Genomic DNA, 25,724 nt, shown 5'->3' on the forward strand with positions numbered 1-25,724 from the left:
GACGTCGCGATGGTTACCCCTCGATGCGGGTGAAATCCGCGATCTGCCGCCCGGCCTCGCGAATGCGTGACAGCAAGTTCAGCCGGTTGCGCCGCACGATCTGCGCATCGGTATTGACCTGTACCGCTTCGAAAAACGCATCGATGGGCGCGCGGAGCGCGGCAATTGCGGTCATCGCGGCGGGGAAATCCTCTCGCTTGACAGCATCCGAGATTGCCGGTTCCGCCTGATCGAGTGCCGAGAACAGGGCGCGTTCCTCATCGGTTTCGGCGAATTTCACATCGGCGCCAAAGCTGTATTCGACCCCGTCCTGCTGTTCAGCTTGCGACAGGATATTCCCGGCGCGTTTCAACCCCTGCGTCAGGTTCTGCCCGTCCTCGGTCGCCAACATGCCGTTCAGTGCCGTGGCGCGGTTCACGACCGGCACCAGATCGTCATTGCCGGGCTGGGCCAGCACGGCATCGATAATATCATGGCGGATGCCCTGATCGCGCAGATGCACCTTGAGGCGATCGTGGAGGAAGGAAAGAAGATCGGCGGTATCCGCGTCAGCATTGCCCTTGGCGAAGAGATCTGTCAGTTGCGCGCGGACATCGTTCGACAGGATCAACCTGATCACCCCAAGCGCGGCCCGCCGAAGCGCGAACGGATCCTTGGAGCCCGTTGGCTTCTCGTCAATTGCCCAGAAGCCGGTCAGCAAGTCGATCTTGTCGGCCAGTGCGACGGCGATCGAAACCGGCGCCGCCGGAACTGCATCGGATGGGCCAAGCGGCGAATAATGATCCCGCACAGCATCGGCCACGACATCGGCGTGACCTGCCGACCTGGCATAATAGCGCCCCATGACCCCCTGCAATTCCGGGAATTCCCCGACCATTTCCGACCGCAGATCCAGCTTGGCGAGCTTTGCGGCCTCTTCGGCCTGATCGCTGTCCGCACCGACCAGCGGCGCAATCTCGCGGGCGAGGGCCGCGATCCGCTGAACCCGATCCGCTTGCGAGCCAAGCTTGCTTTGGAAGGTCACCGATTTCAGCCCTTCGGCCCAGACCTCCATCCCCGCTTTCGCCATCCGCAAATCGTTTTCCCAGAAGAAGGCCGCATCCGAGAGACGCGCGGCCAGCACCCTTTGGTTCCCGGCAAGGATGGTCGCGCCGTCATCGGTGGTGGCGATATTGGCGACGGTCACGAAACCTTCGATCCGGCCGGATCTGGGATTGCGGGCGGAAAAGAATTTCTGATGCTCTTTCATCGAGGTTTGCAGCACTTCGGGCGGCAGGTCGAGGAATCGCTCTTCGATCACCCCCATCAGCGGCACCGGCCATTCGACCAGCCCTGCCACTTCGGACAAAAGCCCGTCATCTGCAACGATTTCCCAGCCGCGCGCAAAGGCGAGGCTTTCGGCTTCCTGACGGATCGCCGCTTCACGCTCGGCCATGTCCAGCATGACATGGGCGCGGCGCAATCGGGTGGCGTAATCCTCGAAATTGCTGACGCTGAACGCATCCGGAGACATGAAGCGATGTCCGCGCGTGCTGTCGCCCGCAGCGATTCCGTCGATGGTCAGGGGAACGACCGACGCGCCCGATTCATCAGAGAGGATGCACAGGATGGAATGCAGCGGGCGCACCCAGCGAATGCTGCCCGAACCCCAGCGCATGGATTTGGGCCACGGAAAATTGCGGATCGCGGCGTCCAGAGCCTCGGCCACGATTTCGGCGGCGGGGCGCCCCGGTTTTTCGATGGTGGCGAAATAGACCTGCCCCTTCTTGTCGTCGCGGGTTTCCAGCTGATCGCGGGTAAGGCCGGTGCTGCGCAGGAAACCCTCGATCGCCTTTTCGGGCGCATCCACGCGCGGCCCTTTGCGTTCCTCGCGCAGGGTGGGGCTGTTGGCGCTCAGACCCTCGACCGTCAGGGTCAGGCGGCGCGGTGTGCTGAATGCGCCTGCGGAACCGTAAGTCAGCCCGGCCTCGACCAACCCGTCGGTGATCAGGCGTTTCAGATCGGCCCGCGCGCGGGATTGCATCCGGGCGGGGATTTCTTCCGAGAAAAGCTCGATGAGAAGGTCGGGCATCAGTCCATCACTCCGCGTTCCGGGGTCTTGTCGTTATATTGGTGCCAGCCATAGGCGCGGCCATCGGGATAAATGGCCAGTACACGGTCCACATCAGGGTGGATTTCGGGCTGAGCAAGTACGGCGCGGGCCTTTCCCGCTTCGAGATCCGCTCCGATCTGCGAAGCATCGAAACAATCGAACCAACCGGGCGCAATCAGCGGGGTCGGATTGTCGAAAGGGATTGTCTCGGGCAATTCACCTTCCAGCCTGAAACAGGCGCGCCAGCGAATGGGTGAGCTGTCGGCATCGATGATCTGAAATTCGCTCCCGGCAATGTCTTTCTGTCCGTCGGGCGTGGCGATCTGAACCTGGGCGGCGGGGCTGCCCGGTTCAACCGTTTGGTAATATCCATATTCCTGCGCATACCAGATCCCGCCTCCCACAATGAGCGGCGCGAGGATCAGCACGATAACGGCTATCTTGCCCCTCACGCGGCATCTCCTGCCGCGTCGGTGGTCAGGAACAGATCGGCGCAGCCTTTTGCAAGCGCCCGCACGCGGCCGATATAAGCCTGACGCTCGGTGACCGAGATCACCCCGCGCGCGTCCAGAAGGTTGAAGATATGGCTGGCCTTGATGCATTGGTCATAGGCCGGATGCGCCATCGGAATACGGCGTCCGGCCTTGTCTTCTGCCGCGGCGTCGAGGATGCGGGCGCATTCGGCCTCGGCATCCTTGAAATGCTGGAACAGCGTGCCGGTATCGGCCTGATCGAAATTCCAGCGGGAATATTCCTGCTCGGTCTGGCGGAAAATGTCGCCATAGGTCAGGGGAATGGCGGAATCCGGGTCGTTGAAGGGCATATCCATCACATGCTCGACCCCCAGCACATACATCGCAAGTCGCTCCAGCCCATAGGTCAACTCGCCCGAGACGGGGCGGCAATCATGTCCGCCGACCTGCTGGAAATAGGTGAACTGGCTGACCTCCATCCCGTCGCACCAGACCTCCCAGCCAAGGCCCCATGCGCCAAGGGTGGGGGATTCCCAGTCATCTTCGACAAAGCGCACATCGTGCAGCATCGGATCCAGACCGATGGCGCGAAGGCTGCCCAGATAGAGATCCTGCAGATTTTCCGGGCTGGGCTTGATGATCACCTGATATTGATAATAATGCTGTAGCCGGTTCGGGTTCTCGCCATAGCGGCCGTCGGCCGGGCGGCGCGATGGCTGCACATAGGCGGCTGCCCAGGGACGCGCGCCCAGTGCCCGCAGGGTCGTTGCCGGATGAAATGTGCCTGCCCCGACCTCCATGTCATAAGGCTGCAGAATCGCGCAGCCTTGCGCAGCCCAATAGTTCTGCAGGCGGAGAATCACCTCCTGAAAGCTGCGGGGACGGTTGGGGCTGGTCATCGGAGCGTCCTTTTTGCATAGGTAAGGCAACACGTCCCGCGCCTTCTAGGCGCGGCAGGGGGCAGGGTCAATAAAGGGCCGGATAGCGACATGCAAAGGAGGCCGGTATGCGGCAATTAGTATCGGTGGTTCTGGCGGTTTGTCTGCCGATGGCGGCGGTCGCGCAGGATGCCGTCATCCGGATCGAGGCCAAGCGCGGCGAGGCTGCCGCATCGCAGGCTGCATCGGGATGGCGGAAGGAATTCGACGATGTCGTGACCTTTCCGCTGAATGGCGAATGGATCGGGATCGCTTTGGGACCGCTGCCGCGCGACAAGGCGGATGCGCTGCTTGCCGAATTGCTGGGATCGGGCCGTATTCCGGCGGACAGCTTCGTCACTGTCCCGGGCGGTGACGTCTCCCTGACGCCTGTGGTCGAGGCGGCGGACGCAGGGGAAGGAGAGACGCCGGGGGCGGAGGGAATATTAGACGGTGCCGCCGCGGGGCAGGATGACGTTCCGAACGCCGGAACCGACAGAGATCCAGAGGTCATGCCTGTCCCGGCAGATGATCAGGCGGCGACGGCGCCAGCGGATGCACCTGACCCGGTTGTCGAGCCTGTCATTGCGGGCCCCGACACCTATATCCGCCTGCAATCACTTAGAACGGAAGCCGAGGCCGAGGAAGCCCTGACCAAATGGCGCAAGGATTTCCCCGGTGCCGGAATATGGCATTTGCCGGGCGACTGGTTCGGCGTGGCGCTGGGACCGCTGGAAGAAGAAACGGCGCAGGCATGGCTTGGGGTTTTCCGGCAGGGCGGGATATTGCCCGATGACGCTTTCACCTCTCACGCCGATGAAATGGGCGACGTGGTGACGCCGGGCGAGGCGCCCGATCTGCCCGCGCCGGACGGCCCGCGCGAGATGCCTCCTGTTCAGGAGATGCAGCAGGCGCTTCGCTGGGCGGGTTTTTACGAGGGTGACATCGACGGGAAGCCCGGCCCGCAGACCAACGCCGCCATTCAGGCCGAGATGCTTGCGGAACGGTTGTCCCCGGATCCCGGGACAGCCATGCAAAAGCTGATCGAACGGCGTGAGGATTGGCGCAAGGAGATGGGGCTGACCCTGTTGGAGGACGAGCATACCGGGCTGAGCCTGATGGCGCCGCTGGACAAGTTGCAATTCGACCGGACCGAGCGCGCATTGTCGATCTATGGTCCTGCGAATGGGTCCGGAGGAGCGTTGATTCTGTTCAGTCAGCCGGGCGGACAGCAAGAGCTTCTGGATCTTTCGGGGCTGATCACCGCGCTTGGCTGGGTGCCTCAGCCCGAGCGGCAGATCGAATCCGGCCATGTCCTGCTGAAAGGACAGAATTCCGATCATTTCGGCCGTGCCGAAGGATGGGTAAGAGACGGTCGCGCCGAAGGATTCGTGCTGGTCTGGCCTGCCTCGGATGCGAAAACCCATGAACGGCTGGCCGCCGAGATGAGCGATAGTCTTACGCGGTTCGAAACCGAAGATAACGAAGCGGCCGAAGGTCAGGATGCCGCGACCGGGCCGGAAATCACTCCGGTGCAGCAATGATCGCCATACCATGCCGGGTTCCCGGGATGCGAAGGCGGCCGGATGTGGAAAAGCTGTGTTCCTGCCGCGTCAAGCCCGGTTCCGCCCGATAGATCGTATCGAACCGGAGATCGCGGCCGGTCAGTAAGGTATCTGCGTCATGGCTGTGCCCGGAACACAGCGCCCTGAAGCCGCGTTATTGTCGTTGCGCAGGTTATCTTGCGATATTCCGGCGCAATTCATTTGTCAGATCGAGTTAAACTCCGAATTCATGTTACAGATCAGTAAAAGCGAAAATCTTGTCATTCAAACCGGGTTTTATACCCTGGAAGCGTTCGTCTACGACGATGGCGGGCCACTTGTCGTCACGTTCGAGCATCTCAGGGGGCAGGGGCGTGCGCAACACCGGCTTCGCTCGGGCTGGATGGTGAATTATCTGCGGACGAAGCGGGTTTCGCATCTTGCCGTCAAGCCGGGGCGAAATGACTGGTATCGGCGCCAGGGTCTGACGGAGGCTTTTCAGTATCTGAAGGATTCCGGCTTTCTGGACAGATTCGCGCGCGTGATTACCTGCGGCGGCTCGATGGGGGGATATGGTGCGCTTGCCTATTCCGGCATGCTTGGGGCCGATACCGTTGTCGCGTTCAATCCTTTGACGACATTGAATCCCCGGCTTGTCCCATGGGAGACGCGCTTTCAGAACTATGCCACGAATTTCGACTGGTGCGGGCCCTTGCACGATGCGGCAAAGGAATGCGCCTCGGTCCGGCAGGTCTATGCGATCGTGGACAGATGTTATGATCTGGACTGGAAACATGTCGCGCGCATGCCGTCGCATAATCTTCACGTTCTCAATGCGCCGTTCCTGCAGCATCAGTTGCCGCTTTATCTTCATCGGCTCGGGCTGCTTGAACCATTCTTCGACAATATGGTGCAGGGACGGATCGAGACCATGCCGTTCCACAAGGTTCTTCGTGATCGCCGCGAACTGGCGCAATATTTCCACGTACTCGAAAATGCGCCACGGGTCAGGAACAGCCCTGTTTTCAACGGGATCGTCAAGCGTTTCAAGCAAGAAAGCCCGCTGATGGGAAACTGAGCCAGGTCAGCTGCGCCAGAATTTCGGCAGGAGCAGCAACAGCACCGAAACCAGTTCAAGCCGGCCAAGAAACATACCCAGGATCATCAGCCATTTGGCGCTTGTCGGGAATTCGGCCACGGAACCGTTCGCCGTGATCTCGGGGCCCCATGCGGGACCGATATTGGCAATGGCGGTCCATGCCGCTGTCAGGGCGGTTTTCGGATGCAGCCCGGTCAGCGAAAGCCCGACGATCAGCAAGCCGAATGTCAGCATGAACAGGGTGAAGAAGGTAATGACGGAATCGATGACCTCCTGTTCGATATGCCGCCCGCCATATCGAAGCGGATAAACCCGGTGGGGCGAGTGGATCCGCCGGATCTGGGCGCGTACCGCCTGAAACAGAACCAGATAACGAAAGACCTTGACCGAACAGCCGGTGGAACTGGTGCAACCGCCGATCAGACCCACAAGGATCAGCACCGCCAGCGGCAGATGACCCCATGCCGTCATGTCGGTCGAGGCAAAGCCGGTGCCGGAAAAGGTCGAGATCGTGTTGAAGACCGTCTCCCGGATCAGGTCAGAGGGGTTCTCTCCCTGCTTCATCACGATCAGGCGGTAGAGAACGATGATCGTGCAGGCATAGGTGATCCATCTTAGATAAGCGCGGATCTGAATGTCCTGCCATAGCGGCACGAAATTTCCTCGCAGCGCCTGCACCATCCGGATGAACGGGATCGACGCCAGAATCATATAGAATGACGCGGCCCATTCCGGCGCACCCAGAAAGGCTCCGAAACTGGCATCGTAACTGGAAAATCCGCCGGTCGACATGGATGACAGGGCATGAACGACAGCGTCGTAACCGTTCATCCCCAGCAGGATATAGGTCAATATCGCTGCAATGGTCAGGAAGACGTATATCCGTGTCATCTCGGACGCGATTTCACCTGCGCGGGGCAGAATTTTGCCCAAAGTATCGAAACCTTCCGAACGAAAGAACTGCATGCCCCCGATCTTCATCACGGGCATGAAGACCATCGCAACGACTACGATTCCAAGCCCTCCGATCCATTGAAGGATCGAGCGCCACAGATTCGTTCCGCGCGGAAGGTTGTCCAGTTCGGGAAAGGCGGTGGTGCCGGTAGTGGTCACGCCGGACATCGCCTCGAAATAGGCATCGGTGAAACTGGCTCCGGGCTGGCCAAGAATGAAGGGCAGGGCGCCGAATACCGGCAGCACGGCCCATAATCCCGAGGTGATCAGAAAAGCCTGCTGGATATTCAGAACCCGGACTTCCCGCTGCGCCGCCGTGGCGATCAGAAGTCCCGCAACAACGGTCAGGAAACCGCATTGAAGAAAGACTTTCCAATGTGCATCTCCGGCCCACAGATCGACAGTCATGGGCAGGAACATGGAAACCCCAAGCACGACTGTGACTTTTCCGATCGGTTGAGCAACGGGCCGCATGTCAATCATCCTGATTGCTTGCCGCGTGGCGCGAAGAGCGTCAAGCACAGAAACGGCGGGGATGGCCGGCGCCATGAAATGAAGGCGGGGCTGTAAGCAACGCAGAAGACGCGCTATACTCTTTTCGAAACATGACCCGCATATCCCGGAGGAAGGATGACCGCATATCCCGTAACGCTGTCCGTTCAACCGGAGGTTCGTGGCTATTTCGATTCCGCGACGAACACGATCAGCTATATCGTGAAGGATCCTGCCACCGATGCATGCGCGATTGTCGATTCCGTTATGGATATCGACTACGCGGCAGGCAGGATCACCTATGAGCATGCTGACAGGCTGATCGAGGAAATCAGCCGGGAAAACCTGCGCCTGGAATGGATCATCGAAACCCATGTCCATGCAGATCATCTTTCTGCCGCGCCCTATATTCAGGATCGTCGTGGCGGCAAGATCGGCATCGGCAGCAAGATCATGGCAGTGCAGGAAGAATTCGGCAAGATTTTCAATGAAGGCACCGATTTTCAGCGGGACGGCAGCCAGTTCGACCGGCTGTTCGAAGATGGCGACAGCTATATGGTCGGTGAAATGCCCTGCTTTGCCATCCATACACCCGGTCATACCCCTGCCTGCATGACCCATGTCATCGGTGACGCCGCTTTCGTAGGCGATACCCTGTTCATGCCCGATGGCGGCTCGGCCCGGGCCGATTTTCCGGGTGGCGATGCGGGCATGCTGTATGACAGCATCCAGAAGGTCTTGTCCTTGCCCGACGAGATGCGGCTTTTCATGTGCCACGATTACGGACCGAATGGCCGCGATATCCAGTGGGAGACGACGGTAGCCGAAGAGAAAGCCAATAATATCCATGTCGGCGGCGGCAAGACGCGCGAGGAATTCATCCGCTTCCGGACCGAGCGCGATGCGCAACTGGCGATGCCGAAGCTGATTATTCCCTCGCTTCAGGTGAATATGCGTGCCGGCGAGGTGCCGACCGACAAGGATGGCCGCCCGATGCTGAAAGTTCCGGTCAACGGGCTATAGCTGCGCCGCCGGGGCGGAAATCCGCTTGGCCCGGTGATGCGGGATATCGGCGCCGGCGCCGCTCCGATGGGCAGATCACGCGTCGGAGCAATGCCCAAATAAGTTAATACGCCGTCGCACCCTTGATCGCACTCCACCCACGCGCTACCTTTATGGCAAGTTGAAATCGGAGGGCGTAGAAATGACGCCCAGGCGTCCCGCGGGTGGGGGCGCGTTCCCGAAAAATACGGTTGAGCCGTTCGTCACCCGCCAGACCGAGGAGGGCGCGCTTTATGCGGCGCTCGACCTTGGGACAAATTCGTGCCGGATGCTGATTGCGAGACCGCAGGGCAGTCAGTTTCTGGTTGTGGACAGCTTCTCCAAGCCCGTGCAGCTTGGCCGGGGGCTGGAGGCTTCGGGGCGTCTGTCCCGCAGCTCGATGGCGCGTACCATTCACGCATTGCAGGTCTGCCGCCGCAAATTGGATCAGCATAACGTCCGGAGTATGCGGCTGGTCGCGACCGAGGCTTGCCGCCGCGCGCGTAATGGCAAGGATCTCATGCGTAATATCCGCCGAGAAACCGGATTGCCGCTTGAGGTGATCGGACCCGAGGAAGAGGCCCGGCTTGCCGTGATCTCTTGTGCGCCGCTGGTTAGTCACAAGACCGAAACTTTGATGGTCGTGGATATCGGCGGCGGCTCCACCGAGCTTGTCTGGATCGATCTGGAGGATGTCGAGCCACGCGAGCGTCCGCGCGCGATCATGAAACTCAGCGAGGGATTCGGGGATCCGAAGCCTGGCGGCGCGCGCGTTGTCGACTGGATCAGCGTGCCGCTTGGCGTTGCGACCCTGCGCGACATGTTCTCGGATGTCGAGGACGATCAGGGCCGTTTCGCATTGATGAGCTGGTATTTCGAGGAATTGCTGGCTGATTTCGCGCCCTATGCGGACGGATCCCCCGATGAGGGGTTTCAGATCATCGGCACCTCGGGCACGGTGACGACGGTCGCGGCCAGCCATCTCAATCTGCGCCGCTACGACCGTACCAAGGTGGATGGTCTGGCGATGAGCACCGAACAGATCGACCGGGTGATTCAATCCTATCTTGCCCTTGGTCCCGATGGCCGCCGCGCGGATCCCCGGATCGGGCGGGAAAGGCACGCGCTCATCATGTCCGGCGCGGCAATCCTGCAGACATTGATGCGGGTCTGGCCGACGGACAAGCTGTCGGTAGCAGACAGAGGGCTGCGCGAGGGGTTGCTTTATGCCCAGATGGTGCGCGATGGAGTGCTGAAGCCCGAGGGGCTGAACGGAGTGGCATGATGGCAATCAAGGGATCGGACGGCAGCCGGGCAGGCAAGTCCAGCGGCCGGGGTCAGCGGGATCTGAAGGTGCGGGTCAAGACCGCCAAGGGGCGCAAGCTGTCCAGCAAACTGTGGCTGGAACGGCAATTGAACGATCCTTATGTCGCCCGCGCCAAACGTGACGGTTATCGGGGCAGGGCGGCTTACAAGATCCTTGAGCTGGATGATAAATACCGCTTTCTCGTGCCGGGCGCGCGGGTGGTCGATCTGGGATGCGCCCCGGGCGGCTGGTGTCAGGTGGCGGTGTCGCGGGTGAATGCGCTGGGTGAGAAATCCGGCAAATCGGTGGGCCGTGTGATTGGCGTCGATCTGCAAGAGGTCGATCCGATCCCGGGAGCCGAGATCCATGTGCTGGATTTCCTGTCGGATGGCGCGGATGACAAGGTCAAGGAATGGCTTGGCGGCCGCGCGGATGTGGTGATGTCGGATATGGCCGCGTCGTCATCGGGGCATAAGGGCACCGATCATCTGCGGATCGTGGCTTTGGTCGAGGCGGCAGCCGCGCTTGCCTTTGATGTGCTGGAACCCGGGGGTACTTTTGTCGCCAAGGTTCTTGCTGGCGGTGCGGAAAGCGAAATGCAGTCGATGCTCAAGCGCAACTTTCACAAGGTTGCCAATGTGAAGCCTCCGGCCAGCCGCAGCGATTCATCGGAAAAATTCGTGGTTGCGACCGGATTTCGCGGCAGTGACGACAGTAATGAGGGCCTAGCGTGACTGATCGCGATAGGTTTCGGGGCTGCTGCCGGTGGCCGAAACGAAGATACGGGTAAAATGCGCGAAACTGGTATATCCCATCTTCTGCGCAATCCGCGCCGCGCCCAGATTACTGTTCCGCAGCATCTCCATTGCCTGTTCCAGCCGCAATTCATTCATCACTTCGATGGCGCGTTTGCCATAGGCATCGCGGCATGCGCGATCCAGAAAGCCGGTATTGGTTCCCAGTTCCGCGGCGATCTCGGCGACAGTAGTTCCGTTCTGCAACTGCATGGCAGCCGCGACCCTAAAATGTTCCGCCAATGATTCCTGCGCGTGGCCATGTGGAGCCATGATGCGATCCGATGGTTTCCGAACTGGTTCCAACCCCCCCAAATACCGGGCCAATAGATGCAATATGCGATGCAGCGTCTTGATATCGGGATCGGGGCGGGTCGTCTCGGCCTCGATCTGGGCGAAGAGATCGGAAAGCTGGGATTCCGCGCCATCTACGGAACCGGCCAGCGGTTGCCCAGGAAAAGAAGGCTCGGATTCCGGTAGAATGGGTGGCGCAAGCAAGAGCGCGCTTCCTTGCGCGTTGGAACCGGGAAAGGTGGCAAATGCAGTTCCGGCGGGAACGAATTGAATCGAACCATGTGGCAGAATTTGCTGCCGTCGCGGAAAATCGAGGCGTAATTCTCCGGCGGTAATCCAGAGCAGAACGTGGTCCGGATTGGTTCGGGGACGTGGATGCCTTCCCCTGTTGCCCCAGGCGAAACCGGCCAGTGGCAGCAACCGCAATGCCGGCTGCCTGATCGTGGAACGCGCGAGATGAAGGCGGCGCGGAAGATGCGGCATATCCGGTATTCTGTCATTCAAATCCGGTTGCCGCTGCAGGATATGATGCCCCCCGGAAGCGGAAAGCCGGGGATTCCCTTCGGGAATACCGGAATCGTTTATCTGGGTGGCAGACAAATCTCCGGTCCTTGAACGAAGCCCCGGAATACGCTCGGCGAAGGCGCTTTGCGAAAACGGGAACCGGGATTTCTGCTCGTGGCGAGAACTCGATATCATCGTGAACAACCCAATCATTACCGAACCTGCTCCAGTTAATGCGACCCTGCCGGAACAGCAACGCTGAACTAGGTTAATAAATTGTTGAAAACATGGGCTTCACGGGGATTTTTTTCAGATTTGAGGCCCAACCGGCCAATCGCTCCAGTCCTTCATGCGATTGCGGAACCATATTCGCTGTGATTTCGCATATTGCCGTGTGGCGATGACGGCCCGCTCGATCGCGTCGTCAAGCCCAAGCTCGCCATGCAGACAGGCGACCAGTTCCGGCGCCCCGATTGCGCGGGCCCATTGTTTTTCGGGCTGCCATTCAGGCAACATCCGCTTCACCTCGGCCATTGCACCTTCGCTGATCATCGTGTGAAAACGCGATGCAATCCGCCCGGCCAGCCAGTTCCGGTCGGCCTGCAGTACCAGCCGCTGGCATTCCGAGGGCGCGATCAGTGGCGGCGGTGTGTCCGCCTGCCAGTCGGACAGGCCGCGACCGGTTGCCTTAAGAACCTCCCATGCCCGCTGAACGCGCGCCGGATTTTGCCTGTCGATGCGTCCGCGGGTCGTCTCGTCAAGTTCGGTCAGCATCTGTCCAAGCCCGCCGGGCCTTGCCAGAATATCGTCTCCGGCAGCGCGGATCCCGGGCGGGACAGGCGGGATATGTGCCAATCCCCGGGTCAGGGCGGTCAGGTAAAGGCCGGTACCGCCCACCACGATCAATCGCTGGTTCAGCAAGCCTTCCACATCGCGCAGCCAGTCCCCGACCGAATAGCTTTGAGAGGACGATACATGGCCATATAGCGCATGAGCCGCGGCGGCCTCGTCTTCCGGGGTCGGCCGCGCGGTCAGCACCCGCCAGCACGACCAGATCTGCAATGCGTCGGCATTCACGATCAGCCCGCCCTGCCGTTGCGCCACGGCAAGCGCAAGCGCAGATTTCCCGCTTGCGGTCGGTCCGGCAATGATCAGATGGCGCTGCGGGTCGATCCGTGAAAGATCAAAGACGTGCATGGTTGTGTCCGGGCTGTTGATCCTGCCGGTCTTTTGCGACATTTTGCGCGGCAATTAAAGCGCCATGCCCGGCAATGAAAGGACAGGACATGACCAAGGAACAGGGACATACGCCCACACAATACGGCCGGGTAATGCTGAAGATTTCGGGTGAGGCCCTGATGGGCGATCAGGGATTTGGCCTGCATCCCCCAACCGTCAGCCGTATCGCCGACGAGGTCGAATCGGTTGCCCGGATGGGTGTCGAAGTCTGCATGGTGATCGGTGGCGGCAATATTTTCCGCGGATTGCAGGGCAGCGCGCAGGGAATGGAGCGGACGACCGCCGATTACATGGGGATGCTTGCGACGGTAATGAACGCGCTTGCGATGCAGTCCGCGCTCGAAGCCAAGGGGCTTCATTGCCGGGTGATCAGTGCGATCCGCATGGATGAGGTCTGCGAGCCCTATATCCGGCGCCGGGCGATCCGCCATCTTGAGAAGAAACGGATCGTGATTTTCGCCGCCGGTACCGGCAACCCGTATTTTACCACCGATACCGCCGCCACCCTGCGGGCCAATGAAATGAATTGCGAAGCGATTTTCAAGGGCACCAAGGTCGACGGCGTCTATGACATGGATCCCAAGAAGTATACCGAGGCCCGGCGTTATGACAGCGTCACCTATGACGAGGTTCTGCAGAAACATCTGGGCGTCATGGATGCCTCGGCCATTGCGCTGGCGCGGGACAACCGGCTGCCGATCATCGTGTTTTCTCTGGATGAGCCGGGCGGGTTCCGGACCATTCTGGAAGGGCGGGGAACCTATACGCGGGTTCATATCTGAGATTGCCTGCCCTGCCCGGATCATGGCTGTCAAATGCCCGCCGATGCGTGGGTAAAGGCTTTGCCAAGCCATGGCATTGCGGTTACAAGCGGTGAAAATCAATTCAGAGGCAGTCCAAGATGGCAGAGGACATCGAAATAGATATTGACGATCTGGAACGGCGGATGAATGGCGCGATGGAGAATTTGCGTCATGAATTCGCTTCGCTGCGCACGGGTCGTGCCTCGGCATCCATGGTCGAACCCGTTCAGGTCGAGGCCTATGGCCAGCTGACACCTATCAATCAGCTTGGCACCGTCAACGTGCCCGAACCCCGGATGGTCACCATCAATATCTGGGACAAGGGTCTGGTGGGCAAGGTTGAAAAGGCCATCCGCGAAAGCGGTCTTGGGATCAATCCGCAGACCAATGGCACGATCATCATGCTGCCGATCCCCGAGTTGAACGAAGAACGCCGCCGGGAACTGACCAAGGTCGCGGCTCAATATGCAGAGAATGCGCGGGTCGCGGTCCGCAATGTGCGCCGCGATGGCATGGATCAGGTCAAGAAGGGCAAAGCGAGCGGCATGCCCGAGGACGATCAGAAATTCTGGGAAACCGCGGTGCAGGAACTGACCGACAAGATGATTGCCGGTGTGGACGAGGCGCTTGAGGCCAAGCAGGCCGAAATCATGCAGGTCTGACGCAGGATGGCCGCAGAACCCGCAGCAGCATTCGAAGAGACCGGCGGCGGCGACCGGCGCCCGCGCCATATTGCCATCATCATGGACGGCAATGGACGCTGGGCGACCGAACGCGGCTGGCCGCGTCTGGTCGGGCATCGCCGAGGGGCCGAGCGTGTCAAGCAGATCGTCAGGGCCTGTCCCGATCTTGGCGTGGACTGGCTGACCGTTTATGCCTTCTCGACCGAGAACTGGAAGCGTTCGACCGAGGAAGTGCTTGGTCTGATGAAGATCTTCCGCCGCTATATCCAATACGAAGCCGAGAGCATGTCTGCCGAAGGCGTGCGTATGCGCTTCATCGGCGACCGCGACCGGCTTGATCCCAAATTGCAGTCGCTGATGTCCTCGATCGAGATGCGCACCGCCAAGAACAGCCGGCTGAACCTGACAGTCGCCATCAATTATGGCGGTCGGGACGAACTTGCGCGCGCGGCGCAGCGTCTTGCCGGAAAGGTTATGCGCGGCGAGATGAGCGAGGCCGGTGAAGATGATCTTGAGGCATGTCTTGACACTGCGGGCCATCCCGATCCGGATCTGGTGATCCGGACTTCGGGCGAGACGCGGACCTCGAATTTTCTTCCGTGGCAGGCGGCATATGCGGAATATGAATTCACCCCGACATTATGGCCTGATTTCACCCCGGACCACCTGAAGGCCATTCTGGACAGATATGGCCTGCGCGAGCGCCGTTTCGGGGGCGTATGAACGAGAAAGAGCCGATGGTACAGAAAGCACCGGCGCCAACAGGTAAATGGAGCGATCTTTCGCGCCGCCTTGCCTCGACTGCGGTTTTACTGACCATCGGCATTCTTCTGGCGTTCGCCTCGGGCGTCTGGCTGCGATTGGGCGTGGCGGTGATTTCGGCCCTCACCTTCTGGGAACTTGCGGCGATGACCGGCTGGCGTTATCCGCGCTTTCACGCCGGGCCGTTCGGCAAATCGCGCCCGGTTGCGCTGGCGGTGATTGCCGGGCTGACGCAATTCGCGGCACTGATGATCGGCGGAGCCTGGGGATGGGGATTGCTGTTGCTGCCTATCCTTGCTGGTCTGCCCGGCGCGGCCTCTCGCGATCGCTGGACATTTGTGATTTTCGGGATCGCGATATTGCTGGTTGCCTACGGGCTGGTCGGTTTCCGTGAAGAATTCGGGCTGGGCTTCGTGCTGTGGCTGATGGGAATCGTAATCATCTCTGACACGGCGGGTTATTTCTTCGGCCGGATCATCGGCGGACGCAAATTCTGGCCCTCGCTCAGCCCCAAGAAGACATGGTCGGGCACCGTTGCCGGCTGGATCGGCGCCCTGATCCTTGGTGTCGTGCTATGGCTTGCGAATTGGGGCGATGTGGCGCTTGTCTGGTGCTCGCCGCTGGTCTGTTTTGCAGGGCAGATGGGCGATATCGCCGAAAGCTGGCTGAAGCGGCGCGCGGGGGTCAAGGACAGTTCCAACCTGATTCCCGGTCATGGCGGCTTCATGGACCGCTTTGACGCAGTGACAGGGGCGGTTCTGGCTGCGATATTGCTTGGACTTATCACGAGCCTGCCAGCGGTTAACTGAAGATATGCGACGGATTTCCATTTTCGGAGCGACCGGATCGATCGGCGCGAACGGGATCGACCTGATCCGGCGCGCGGGCGGAGCCGGGCTGTTCGACATCGTTGCTTTGACCGGGGGGCGCAATATTGCCCGCCTCGCCGAAATGGCGCGGGAATTGCGCGCCGAGGTGGCGGTGACCGCGCATGAGGAATTGCTTGGGGATTTGCGGGCGAGGCTGGAGGGTAGCGGGATCGAGGCTGCCGCCGGGCCCGCCGCATTGACCGAGGCCGCATCGCGCCCCGCCGATTGGGTGCTGTCTGCGATTGTCGGCGCTGCGGGGCTTGCGCCGGGTCTGACGGCGCTTGGACAGGGCAGCGTGCTGGCATTGGCCAATAAGGAATCACTGGTCTGCGCCGGTTCTTTGATGCGGGCCGCCGCGAAGCGGGGCAAGACCCGGATCCTTCCGGTCGATTCCGAACATTCCGCAATATTTCAGGCGCTTGGATCGGAAACCCTGGAAACGGTAAACCATGTGACCATTACCGCATCTGGCGGGGCGTTCCGTGACTGGCCGCTGGAACGTCTGGCTGCGGCGACGGTGGCCGAAGCGTCGAACCATCCCAATTGGGCGATGGGTCAGCGGATTACTATCGACAGCGCCTCGATGTTCAATAAGGCCATGGAAGTCATCGAAACACATGAGTTTTTCGGGTTGGACGAACATCGGATCAAGGTTCTGATCCATCCGGAATCGATCATTCATGCCATGGTGACGCATATCGATGGCGGTACGATTGCGCATCTTGGCGCGCCGGATATGCGTCACGCGATCGGTTATGCGCTTAACTGGCCGAAACGTGCCCCGCTGCCGGTGCCCGCGCTTGATCTGGCGGCGATCGGCAGACTGAATTTCCGTGAACCGGACGAAAAACGCTGGCCCGCCCTGCGCCTTGCGCGAGAGGTCATGGCAGCGGGTGGCATGGCGGGGGCGGTATTCAACGCCGCCAAGGAGCAGGCGCTTGACGATTTCATCGGCGGGCGGATCGGCTTCACTCAAATGGCTTCGATGGTGGAGACGGTGCTTGAAGCCCTTGCGGGCAGGCCCGGTTTCGGCGATGAACCTGTCGATCTTGAAACGGTCCTGCATTGGGATCGCATCGCCCGACAGGAGGCCGCTGCATGAGCGAACTGATCCCGCAATTCGGGGGCACGATCTGGACGCTGGCGGCATTTGTCATTGCATTGGCCGTGATCGTGACCGTGCATGAATACGGCCATTACATCGTTGGCCGATGGTCCGGGATCAGGGCCGAGGTGTTTTCCGTAGGCTTCGGACCAAGACTTTTTGCCCGTAGGGACCGGCGAGGCACAGTCTGGCAGATCGCCGCGATTCCCTTGGGGGGCTATGTCCGCTTTCTGGGCGATGCCAATGCCGCAAGCGCGGGCACCGGCCGGCAGGTCGATCCGGCCTTCAGGCGGCAGACCCTGACCGGGGCGCCCCTTTGGGCCCGGTTCTCGACCCTGCTGGCCGGGCCGGTCTTCAACTTCATCCTGTCGATCCTGATCTTTGCGGGTTTTGCCTTTACACAGGGGCTGCCCACGCAAGAGGTTCAACTGGGAACCATTGCTCCCGCGCCGCCACAGGTCGTGAACGAATTGCAGGCGGGCGATCTGGTACGCGCCATCGACGGCAATCCGGTCACAAACTGGGGCGATATCGGCGCGGTGGCGGATAAATTGCCGATTGCGGCGCAGCATGAATGGCGGGTCGAGCGGGACGGCACGGAAATAACGGTCGCTGGTCCCGATCCGTTGCCGCCCCGGATATCCGGCGTGGCTCCGCGCAGCGCTGCGGCCGATGCAGGTTTACGCGCGGGGGATGTCGTGATCGGTATCGACGATCAGCCCATCTCGCGATTTTCCCAGATGCCCGAGATGGTCAAGGCGGCCCAGGGCAAAGCCTTGCTGCTGGACGTCTGGCGGCCCGGAAGTGGTACCGCGCAATACAGTCTTCTGCCGAAAGAGCAGGACATCCCAAAAGCGGATGGCGGCTATGAGAAACGCTGGTTGATCGGCGTGACCGGCGGTTCGGGCTATTTCGAGCCGGCGACCAGGTCGGTGGGGCTGTTCGAGGGGCTTTGGCTGGGGATCGCGCAGACCCGGGATATCATCCTGTCCTCGCTGTCGGGAATGTGGGCGATGATCACCGGCCAGATCGGCAGTTGCAATCTTGGAGGGGCAATCTCGATTGCGGAAAGCACCGGACAGGCCGCCAGTCAGGGCGCCGGAAATTTCCTGTGGTGGATTGCCGTATTATCCGCGGCTATCGGGTTTCTGAATCTGCTGCCGATCCCGGTTCTGGATGGCGGTCACCTGATGTTTTATATTTTCGAAGCCGTGATCGGACGGCCGCCGTCGGACCGGATGTTGAATTTTTTGACGTCGCTGGGCATGGCTGCGGTGCTGGGTTTGATGATTTTCGGCCTCACAAACGATCTTTTCTGCCCCTGAACCGCGATGCGCTTTTGACACTGCGCCCCGGTTAAGGATACAGAAAGAGCAAAAGAAGGCGTCGGCAGGGCGTATATGCAGGCTGAAATAATGAGGGGCGGACATGAGTAAGAAACTGGGCAAGCGCGCTATCGCGCTGGTGACGGCTCTGACGATCTCGGTTCCGGCGGGATTGCTCGTGCCGCAATCGGCTGCGGCCTATGTGTTCAATGATGTGCGGATCGAGGGGGCGCAGCGGATCGAACCGGCGACCATCCTGTCCTACGCGAATATCGCGCGCGGGCAGGACGTTTCCGCCGGAGAGTTGAACGACGCCCTGCAGAGATTGCAGAATTCCGGTCTGTTCGAGACGGTCGAGGTCGTGCCGCAAGGCGGGCTGCTGGTCATTCGGGTCCGTGAATATCCCACGATCAACCAGATCACCTTCGAGGGTAATCGCCGGATCAAGGACGAACAGCTTGCTCAGGGCATTCAAAGCCAGGCACGCAGGGTCTATCAGCCATCCTTGGCGATGGCGGATGCTTCGAACATTGCTCAGGCCTATGCGGCAGAGGGGCGACTTGCCGCGCGTGTCGATCCCAAGATCATCCGCCGCAGTGACAATCGGGTCGATCTGGTGTTCGAAATCCGCGAGGGCGATCTGACCGAGATCGAACGAATCGGATTTACGGGCAATCGCTCTTATTCCGATCGCCGGCTGCGTCAGGTGCTGGAATCGAAACAGGCCGGATTGCTGCGTACGCTGATCCGCCGTGACACCTTTGCGCCGGAACGGGTTCCGGTGGATGAAAAACTGCTGACGGATTTCTACCGTTCGCGCGGTTTCGCTGATTTCAAGGTGCAGGGTATCGCACCGGAAATCGCGCGGGAACGTGATGCGTTCTATATCACCTTCAACATTCAGGAAGGCCCGCGCTATCGCTTTGCGCGGATTGACACGATATCCCAGATTCCGGGGGTGGATGCCGCGCCCTTCGCGGCCCAGAACCGGGTCAAGCGCGGGGCCTATTACAATCCTGCGGCCATCGATAACACCATTCGCCGGATGGAGACCGTCGCCATTCAGCAAGGTCTCGATTTCGTCAATATCGAGCCCCGGGTAACACGGAATCCTCACGATCAGACCCTGAATCTTGTATTCGCACTGACACGCGGCCCGCGGGTTTTCGTCGAGCGCATCGATATCGAGGGAAATACCACGACACGCGATGAAGTCATCCGCCGCGAATTCACCTCTGTCGAGGGCGATCCGTTCAACCCGCGCGAAATCCGTAACGCGGCCGAGCGCATCCGGGCGCTGGGATATTTCGCGAATGCGAATGTAGACAGCCGTCAGGGCACCAGCGACGAACGGGTGATCGTGGACGTCAATGTTGAGGAACAGCCGACCGGTTCCTTGTCATTCGGCGCATCTTACGGCGTCAATTCCGGTGTCGGCGTGAACATCTCCCTTAACGAAACCAATTTCCTTGGGCGGGGTCAGACTGTTGGCGTGACCGTCGCGACGGCCAAGGGCGACCGGCAGGCCTCGATCAATTTCATCGAGCCCTATTTCCTTGGCCGCGACCTGCGTTTCCGTTTCCGCACCTGGTATAGCGAAACCGAATCGCTGAATTCCGATTACGATACCCGTACCATGGGGCTGTCGCCATCGATCGAATTCCCGATTTCCGAGAATGGCCGGCTCGAACTGCGCTACAAGATCAATGAAGACAAGCTTGAGAATCTTGACGAGGGCAGTTCGCGAATCCTGCGGGAAGAAGAAGGGACGCGCCTTAGTTCGGGTGTTGGTTATACCTATAGCTGGGACACGCGGCGCACAGGTCTTGATCCGCTGACAAGTTACAAGATCGAATTCGCACAGGACTTTGCGGGCCTTGGCGGTGATGTGAAAAGCGTCACCACAACCGCATTGGCCGGTGTCGAAAGCCGCGCCTGGCGTGAAGAGGTGACATTGCGCGCCGAGATCGAGGCCGGCGCAGTTCACGCGCTTGGCGATTACGACACCTGGATTCTGGATCGTTTCCGCGGCGGTGGCAAAATTCGCGGCTTTGAGCCGAACGGCATCGGCCCGCGCGATCTGAACGCGGATAACGAAGACGCTTTGGGTGGCAATTATTTCTGGGCAGCCCGGGCCGAGGCGCAATTCCCGCTTGGATTGCCCGAGGAATACGGCATCAGCGGCGGTCTGTTCGCCGATGTTGGTTCGATCTGGGGGCTGGATCAGACGATCGGGAATGGCGGGGCTGTGGTGGACGATTCGATGAATATCCGTGCTTCGGTCGGAGCATCGATCTTCTGGACCACGCCGATCGGGCCTTTGCGTTTCAACTTCTCGCATGCCGTCCGCAAGGAAGACTACGATGAAGAGCAGAATTTCGACCTGACGATTTCCACAAGGTTCTGATGCTGCGCGGGTTACGCATAATCCTGGCCTTCTGCCTGAATTTGTCATGGCTGATGGCCGGGACGGCGGTTTTGGCTCAGGAATTAACCGAGGATTTCGCAACGCCGGAAACCCAGCAGGAAACGCAGCCACGCGAAAACCTTCCCAACCGGACCATCGAAAGCGATGGCGAGACGCCGGGGTTACAGGCCGCTCCTCTTCTGACGGTGGATCAGGAGCGGTTGTTTAGTGATTCCCAATGGGGCCAACGCGCGCAACGGGAACTTGAGGAAAAGGGCAGCAAGATCGAAGCCGAGAATGAAAGGCTTGCGAAGCAACTGTCCGATGAAGAGGCGGAATTGACCGAAAAGCGTGAAACGCTTGATCCGGCAGAGTTTCGCAAGGAGGCCGAAGCCTTCGATGCCCGCGCTACCGAAATCCGGCGCGAACGTGCGCAGGTCGTGCAGGAGCTAAGCGCCCAGGCAGAAGCTGATCGGAACAATTTTTACCGCGCGGCGCTTCCGGTCATGGGTGAGGTCATGCAGGCCCGTGGTGCCATCGCCGTGCTGGATCGCAGGACGGTTTTTGTCTCGCTAGACGCTATCGATATCACGGATGAGTTGATTGCCGCTCTGGATGACCGGATCGGCGAGGGACCGGCACAAGAAACTTCCGATCCCGAAATCCAACCAGCGCCCTCCGATAACTGAACAAGGTCAGCTATTCCGGCTATCCTATGGCAATAAAGCGATTTTTTCGCTGATCAGGGCGAACAGTCCGTCGCGATCCACATGCCGGATGAACAGCGCATTTGCCGGGCGTTCGCTGACCTGCCACCAATCCGCAACCGTCATGCCCGTCGTGAACTCGCCCTGGGTCTCGATCTCGACATTAATCTGCCTGCCCTCGAAAAGCTCGGGGCGAAGCAGCCATGCGATCGTGCAGGGATCGTGTAACGGAGCCCCTTCGCTACCGTATTTCTCTCGGTCGTAGCGCTCGAAGAAATCGGTCCAGCTTGCCACCGCCGGGCCGCAGCGATTGGGCAGGGCGCGCATCGCCTCGACCCAGCCGTGCGAGGTCAATGCCTCATGCGTCACATCCAGCGGCAGCACGACCAGCGGTGCACCTGACGCAAAGACGATGCTGGCGGCTTCGGGATCGACATAGATATTGAACTCTGCCGCCGGGGTGATGTTGCCCACTTCGAAATAGGCGCCACCCATCAGGACGATCTGTTTCACACGAGAGACAATATCGGGGGCTTTCTGGAAAGCGGTGGCAATATTGGTCAGCGGGCCGATGGGCACCAGCGTGATGCTGCCCTCAGGGTGCTGGCGCAGGCTGTCGATGATGAAATCCACGGCGTGGACGGATTGCAGCTGCATCGCCGGCGTGGGAAGTTCGATTCCGTCGAGGCCGGTCTTGCCATGAACATGCTCGGCCGTCACTAGTTTGCGGGTAAGCGGCGCGTCGCAACCCGCGAAGACCGGAATTTCCTGCCGTCCCGCCAGTTCAAGTATCTTGCGGGCGTTCAGTTCGGTCAGGTTCAGGGGCACATTGCCTGCGACGGCGGTAATCCCCAAAAGGTCCAGTTCCGAGCTCGCCAGCGCCAGCAGGATCGCAACGGCGTCATCCTGACCGGGATCCGTATCGATGATGATTTTCTGTGTCATGGCTGCCCCCGTGGTTGGGCGTAAATCTGCGCTGCGGGGCGAATGGGTGCAACCGGAAAACCGCGCCGGGCGAATACGGAAAACGTGATCCGGAATTTGCGGTTTTTCTGCTATACTGTTGATATCCGGGCTTGAGATTGCCGGAATAACCGCGTGTATCCGCATATCCCGAGCCCGCCGGCTTTGTAAAAGGGAGGCTTCGGCATGGATCAAACCATTGGGAACCCGGTTTCTTGGGCAGTACGCCACATATCCGCCTCATTCTCGCATGTTGGCGATATGGCGCGTACGGTCAGCGGCGAAGAAGAGCAGGAATTGCCCATCGTCAATACCTTGTCACTGCAGGATTTGCGTGACGCGCTTGCGCAGGGTTATGATGATTTCAAGACATTCCGCTCGGATCTGATCGCTGTCTGCACACTTTACCCGATCATCGGCATCTGCCTTGCCGTCATGGCGTTTCAGGGCAATCTGGTTCACCTGATCGTTCCGCTGATCACGGGCTTTGCCTTGCTTGGTCCCGTGGCATCGGTTGGCATGTATGAGATGAGCAGACGTCGTGAAGCGGGGCAGAAGACGGATTGGCTGGCGATATTCGAGGTGATCCGTTCGCCGAATATCGGGGCGATTCTGGTGCTTGCCGTCATGTGCTTCGCGCTGTTCGCCGCCTGGCTGGGGCTGGCGCATGTCATCTATCTGATGACTATCGGCACATGGCCGCCCGCAAGCATTGGAAGTTTTCTGGCCGATGTCTTCGGAACGCCCGCTGGCTCGGTAATGATGATCGTGGGAACGGCGGTGGGCTTTATCTTTGCGCTTGTCGTGCTGACGATCAGTATCGTCTCTTTCCCGCTCTTGCTTGAACGCAGGGTCGGTGTCCCGGTTGCCATCGCGACCTCTTTGCAGGTGGTGAAGGAAAACCCGATTCCGGCCATGGTGTGGGGCCTGATCGTTGCCGTGTCGCTGACGATAGGTTCGATCCCGGCATTGCTGGGATTGATGGTGGTCCTGCCCATCCTTGGGCATGCGACATGGCATCTGTATCGCAAAGCTGTCACCTGAAACACAAGACACGACGCAGAGGGCAACGCGAGGGGATCGGCAGCAGACATTGCCAGCTATTCGTCAAAGCGGGGGGATATCGCCCCCCGCACGCATCGCGTGGAAATCCGCGATGTAACCGTCCAGCCGCCCCTGGCTGATCGCATCGCGCAGACCGGCCATGAGATCCTGATAATAGTGCAGGTTATGCCATGTCAGCAGCATGCCCGAAATCATCTCTCCGGCGCGGAAGACATGGTGAAGATAAGCGCGGGAATAGCTGCGGCAGGCAGGACATGTGCAATCCTCGTCCAGTGGGCGCGGATCATCCTGATGCCGGGCATTCTTGATATTGATCTGCCCGCGCCGCGTCCATGCCTGCCCGGTGCGACCCGAGCGCGATGGCAGGACGCAATCCATCATGTCGACCCCGCGTTGAACCGCGCCCACGATATCATCCGGCTTGCCCACCCCCATCAGATAGCGCGGCTTGTCCTGCGGCAACAACCCGGGGGCGTAGTCCAGAACGCCGAACATCGCCTCTTGCCCCTCACCCACGGCAAGTCCGCCGATGGCATAGCCGTCGAAGCCGATCCCGGTCAGGGCCTGCGCCGATTCCTCGCGTAATTCGCGGGTGACGCCGCCCTGCATGATGCCGAACAGCGCATGGCCCGGGCGGTCTCCGAAAGCGTCGCGGGACCGTTGCGCCCATCGCATCGAGCGTCGCATGGAATCCGCCACGGTTTCCTCGGTCGCGGGCAGGGCGGGGCATTCATCGAAGGCCATAACGATATCCGAACCCAGCAACCCTTGGATCTCCATGCTGCGCTCGGGCGTGAGTTCATGGCGCGAGCCGTCGATATGACTCGCGAAAGTCACGCCTTCCTCGGTCAGTTTGCGCAGGGGACCAAGGCTCATCACCTGAAATCCGCCCGAATCGGTCAGAATGGGGCGCTGCCAGTTCATGAAATCGTGAAGGCCGCCAAGTCGCGCGATCCGTTCGGCGCCCGGCCGCAGCATCAGGTGATAGGTATTTCCCAGCAGGATATCCGCGCCGGTTTCGCGCACCGATTCCGGCAACATCGCCTTGACGGTCGCGGCAGTTCCCACGGGCATGAAGGCTGGCGTGCGGATATCGCCCCGCGTGGTCTGGAGGGTTCCCGTGCGCGCCAGTCCGTCGCGGGCATTCACGGCAAAGGAAAATCGGTCGGACATGTGCTTGGGCCTGTTCATGAAACCGCATGCCCATAGCCCGTTTACCTGGCAGAGGCAACGCTGGCCGGACTGGACCCACGCCTTCCGGTACCCTATATATCCAAGTGAAATTGACAGGAACGCGATATGACAGAATCGATGATGGAAGGAGAGCCGCTGATCGCGCCCTCAAGCACCGATCACCCGCTATATGATTCGGTGGTCGAGGCTTGCAAGACCGTCTATGATCCCGAAATCCCGGTGAATATCTATGATCTGGGGCTGATCTATACGGTTGATATCAACGACTCGAATGATGTCCGGATCATCATGACCCTGACCGCGCCGGGTTGCCCGGTCGCGGGTGAAATGCCGGGTTGGGTGGCTGACGCGGTCGAGCCTTTGCCGGGCGTCAAGCAGGTTGATGTCGAGATGACCTTTCAGCCGCAATGGGGCATGGACATGATGTCCGACGAAGCGCGGCTGGAACTAGGCTTCATGTGATTTTCCGCCGTTCATCTTATGAAAAAGGGGGCTGTCCGCCCCCGCCGCCCGTTCCGGGCGACTCCCCCGAAGGTATTTCCGCAAAAGAGAAGCTGCTCGTGGGATCTTGAGATGAGCGGGCAGGGGCCTTATCTTTGGAGTAACCGAGTCAGGAAGGTTCGATCATGTTTGGCATTCCCGGATCATCTCCGGTCACGATCACGCCCACCGCCGAGAAGCAGATCGCCCGGCTGATGGCGGGCAAGAACGCTTATGGCTTGCGGATCGGCCTGAAAAAGGGCGGATGCGCCGGCATGGAATATACGATGGAATTGGCCGATACGCCCAATGCAAACGAAGAGGTCGTTGAACAGGGCGGGGCGCGGGTGATGATCGCGCCCATGGCACAGATGTTCCTGTTCGGAACCGAAATCGATTATGAAACCGGTCTGCTGGAATCCGGTTTCAAATTCCGCAATCCGAATGTTACCGACAGTTGCGGCTGTGGTGAGTCGGTCCGGTTCGAGCCTTTGGAAGGCAGCCGCGCCGAACTGTAATCTCTTCGTTATTCCGGCTGATCCTGACGCTATCACGATTGCGCCGGGACGCCATTATCCTTAATCCGGGCGCAGAAACGGATAGGAGGATCAT

24 protein-coding genes are annotated in these 25,724 nt (G+C 60.1%); 16 read left to right on the forward strand and 8 right to left on the reverse strand.

The window, feature by feature from the left end:
* Positions 1 to 13 precede the first annotated feature (13 nt).
* From glyS to Q0601_RS02030, 3 genes are read right to left on the reverse strand one after another with little or no spacing between them, the layout of a single operon-like run.
* Complete coding sequence (gene glyS / locus Q0601_RS02020) at positions 14 to 2,071, reverse strand: glycine--tRNA ligase subunit beta (protein WP_305286563.1); 2,058 nt, start codon at positions 2,069 to 2,071, stop codon at positions 14 to 16.
* The gene (locus tag Q0601_RS02025) at positions 2,071 to 2,544 is read right to left on the reverse strand and encodes a DUF6446 family protein (protein WP_305286565.1); all 474 of its coding nucleotides are present in this window, start codon (positions 2,542 to 2,544) and stop codon (positions 2,071 to 2,073) included. Before Q0601_RS02025 ends, glyS begins: the two co-directional genes overlap by 1 nt.
* Positions 2,541 to 3,464: a glycine--tRNA ligase subunit alpha gene (locus Q0601_RS02030; protein ID WP_305286567.1), complete on the reverse strand. Its 924-nt coding sequence runs from the start codon at positions 3,462 to 3,464 to the stop codon at positions 2,541 to 2,543. Before Q0601_RS02030 ends, Q0601_RS02025 begins: the two co-directional genes overlap by 4 nt.
* A 107-nt stretch (positions 3,465 to 3,571) precedes the next feature.
* Here Q0601_RS02030 and Q0601_RS02035 point away from each other — a divergent pair, with 107 nt between their 5' ends.
* Positions 3,572 to 5,026, forward strand: coding sequence for a peptidoglycan-binding domain-containing protein (locus tag Q0601_RS02035; protein WP_305286569.1), 1,455 nt, complete (start codon positions 3,572 to 3,574; stop codon positions 5,024 to 5,026).
* Positions 5,027 to 5,276: 250 nt separating this feature from the next.
* The gene (locus Q0601_RS02040) at positions 5,277 to 6,104 is read left to right on the forward strand and encodes a hypothetical protein (RefSeq protein ID WP_305286571.1); all 828 of its coding nucleotides are present in this window, start codon (positions 5,277 to 5,279) and stop codon (positions 6,102 to 6,104) included.
* 6 nt (positions 6,105 to 6,110) lie between these two features.
* On the opposite strand, the gene Q0601_RS02045 is transcribed toward Q0601_RS02040, so the two are convergent.
* Positions 6,111 to 7,562 carry a TrkH family potassium uptake protein gene (locus Q0601_RS02045; RefSeq protein ID WP_305286573.1) on the reverse strand — a complete coding sequence of 484 codons (1,452 nt, stop codon included), beginning with the start codon at positions 7,560 to 7,562 and terminating at the stop codon, positions 6,111 to 6,113.
* A gap of 147 nt (positions 7,563 to 7,709) precedes the next feature.
* Between Q0601_RS02045 and Q0601_RS02050 the strand changes: the two genes are divergently transcribed.
* The 3 genes from Q0601_RS02050 to Q0601_RS02060 all read left to right on the forward strand — a co-directional run bounded on the left by Q0601_RS02050 (position 7,710) and on the right by Q0601_RS02060 (position 10,652).
* A complete protein-coding gene (locus Q0601_RS02050) occupies positions 7,710 to 8,594 on the forward strand; it encodes an MBL fold metallo-hydrolase (RefSeq protein ID WP_305286575.1) in 885 nt (294 codons plus the stop codon).
* 181 nt (positions 8,595 to 8,775) lie between these two features.
* Positions 8,776 to 9,897 (forward strand): Ppx/GppA phosphatase family protein, encoded by a 1,122-nt coding sequence (locus tag Q0601_RS02055; RefSeq protein WP_305286576.1) that lies wholly within the window; start codon positions 8,776 to 8,778, stop codon positions 9,895 to 9,897.
* A complete protein-coding gene (locus Q0601_RS02060; protein ID WP_305286578.1) occupies positions 9,897 to 10,652 on the forward strand; it encodes an RlmE family RNA methyltransferase in 756 nt (251 codons plus the stop codon). The genes Q0601_RS02055 and Q0601_RS02060 overlap by 1 nt, the downstream gene beginning before the upstream one ends.
* Here the strand turns inward: Q0601_RS02060 and Q0601_RS02065 are convergent.
* Both Q0601_RS02065 and miaA read right to left on the reverse strand, forming a co-directional pair.
* Positions 10,644 to 11,210 carry a helix-turn-helix domain-containing protein gene (locus Q0601_RS02065; RefSeq protein ID WP_305286580.1) on the reverse strand — a complete coding sequence of 189 codons (567 nt, stop codon included), beginning with the start codon at positions 11,208 to 11,210 and terminating at the stop codon, positions 10,644 to 10,646. The two genes, Q0601_RS02060 and Q0601_RS02065, sit on opposite strands and share 9 nt — an antisense overlap.
* Before the next feature lie 609 nt (positions 11,211 to 11,819).
* The gene (gene miaA, locus Q0601_RS02070; protein ID WP_305286582.1) at positions 11,820 to 12,707 is read right to left on the reverse strand and encodes a tRNA (adenosine(37)-N6)-dimethylallyltransferase MiaA; all 888 of its coding nucleotides are present in this window, start codon (positions 12,705 to 12,707) and stop codon (positions 11,820 to 11,822) included.
* An 89-nt stretch (positions 12,708 to 12,796) separates the two neighbouring features.
* Here miaA and pyrH point away from each other — a divergent pair, with 89 nt between their 5' ends.
* The 8 genes from pyrH (at position 12,797) to Q0601_RS02110 (ending at position 21,392) form a co-directional block, all read left to right on the forward strand.
* Positions 12,797 to 13,531 (forward strand): UMP kinase, encoded by a 735-nt coding sequence (pyrH, locus tag Q0601_RS02075; protein WP_305286584.1) that lies wholly within the window; start codon positions 12,797 to 12,799, stop codon positions 13,529 to 13,531.
* Positions 13,532 to 13,650: 119 nt separating this feature from the next.
* On the forward strand, positions 13,651 to 14,214 hold the full coding sequence (gene frr, locus Q0601_RS02080; RefSeq protein WP_305286586.1) for a ribosome recycling factor: 564 nt from the start codon (positions 13,651 to 13,653) through the stop codon (positions 14,212 to 14,214).
* A 6-nt stretch (positions 14,215 to 14,220) separates the two neighbouring features.
* On the forward strand, positions 14,221 to 14,958 hold the full coding sequence (gene uppS / locus Q0601_RS02085; RefSeq protein ID WP_305286588.1) for a polyprenyl diphosphate synthase: 738 nt from the start codon (positions 14,221 to 14,223) through the stop codon (positions 14,956 to 14,958).
* A 14-nt stretch (positions 14,959 to 14,972) separates the two neighbouring features.
* The gene (locus Q0601_RS02090) at positions 14,973 to 15,806 is read left to right on the forward strand and encodes a phosphatidate cytidylyltransferase (RefSeq protein WP_305286590.1); all 834 of its coding nucleotides are present in this window, start codon (positions 14,973 to 14,975) and stop codon (positions 15,804 to 15,806) included.
* A 4-nt stretch (positions 15,807 to 15,810) separates the two neighbouring features.
* Positions 15,811 to 16,968, forward strand: a complete 1,158-nt coding sequence (gene dxr, locus Q0601_RS02095; protein ID WP_305286593.1) for a 1-deoxy-D-xylulose-5-phosphate reductoisomerase — start codon at positions 15,811 to 15,813, stop codon at positions 16,966 to 16,968.
* Positions 16,965 to 18,296, forward strand: coding sequence for an RIP metalloprotease RseP (rseP, locus tag Q0601_RS02100; RefSeq protein WP_305286595.1), 1,332 nt, complete (start codon positions 16,965 to 16,967; stop codon positions 18,294 to 18,296). Before dxr ends, rseP begins: the two co-directional genes overlap by 4 nt.
* 103 nt (positions 18,297 to 18,399) lie before the next feature.
* A complete protein-coding gene (bamA, locus tag Q0601_RS02105) occupies positions 18,400 to 20,703 on the forward strand; it encodes an outer membrane protein assembly factor BamA (protein ID WP_305286597.1) in 2,304 nt (767 codons plus the stop codon).
* Positions 20,703 to 21,392 (forward strand): OmpH/Skp family outer membrane protein, encoded by a 690-nt coding sequence (locus tag Q0601_RS02110; RefSeq protein WP_305286598.1) that lies wholly within the window; start codon positions 20,703 to 20,705, stop codon positions 21,390 to 21,392. The genes bamA and Q0601_RS02110 overlap by 1 nt, the downstream gene beginning before the upstream one ends.
* Before the next feature lie 24 nt (positions 21,393 to 21,416).
* Here the strand turns inward: Q0601_RS02110 and Q0601_RS02115 are convergent, their stop codons facing one another.
* The gene (locus Q0601_RS02115) at positions 21,417 to 22,355 is read right to left on the reverse strand and encodes a nucleoside hydrolase (protein WP_305286600.1); all 939 of its coding nucleotides are present in this window, start codon (positions 22,353 to 22,355) and stop codon (positions 21,417 to 21,419) included.
* Between the two features lie 279 nt (positions 22,356 to 22,634).
* Between Q0601_RS02115 and Q0601_RS02120 the strand changes: the two genes are divergently transcribed.
* A complete protein-coding gene (locus Q0601_RS02120) occupies positions 22,635 to 23,417 on the forward strand; it encodes a DUF2189 domain-containing protein (protein WP_305286602.1) in 783 nt (260 codons plus the stop codon).
* A gap of 63 nt (positions 23,418 to 23,480) precedes the next feature.
* On the opposite strand, the gene tgt is transcribed toward Q0601_RS02120, so the two are convergent.
* Entirely contained in the window at positions 23,481 to 24,611 is a 1,131-nt protein-coding gene (gene tgt, locus Q0601_RS02125) for a tRNA guanosine(34) transglycosylase Tgt (RefSeq protein WP_305286745.1), read from the reverse strand.
* A 126-nt stretch (positions 24,612 to 24,737) separates the two neighbouring features.
* On the opposite strand from tgt, the gene Q0601_RS02130 reads away from it, so the two are divergent.
* Both Q0601_RS02130 and Q0601_RS02135 read left to right on the forward strand, forming a co-directional pair.
* Positions 24,738 to 25,094: an SUF system Fe-S cluster assembly protein gene (locus Q0601_RS02130; RefSeq protein ID WP_119748374.1), complete on the forward strand. Its 357-nt coding sequence runs from the start codon at positions 24,738 to 24,740 to the stop codon at positions 25,092 to 25,094.
* 164 nt (positions 25,095 to 25,258) lie between these two features.
* The gene (locus Q0601_RS02135) at positions 25,259 to 25,630 is read left to right on the forward strand and encodes a HesB/IscA family protein (RefSeq protein WP_305286605.1); all 372 of its coding nucleotides are present in this window, start codon (positions 25,259 to 25,261) and stop codon (positions 25,628 to 25,630) included.
* Positions 25,631 to 25,724: the final 94 nt, after the last annotated feature.

The organism is Paracoccus wurundjeri (genome assembly GCF_030678915.1).
GTDB classification, from domain to species: Bacteria; Pseudomonadota; Alphaproteobacteria; order Rhodobacterales; family Rhodobacteraceae; genus Paracoccus; species Paracoccus onubensis_A.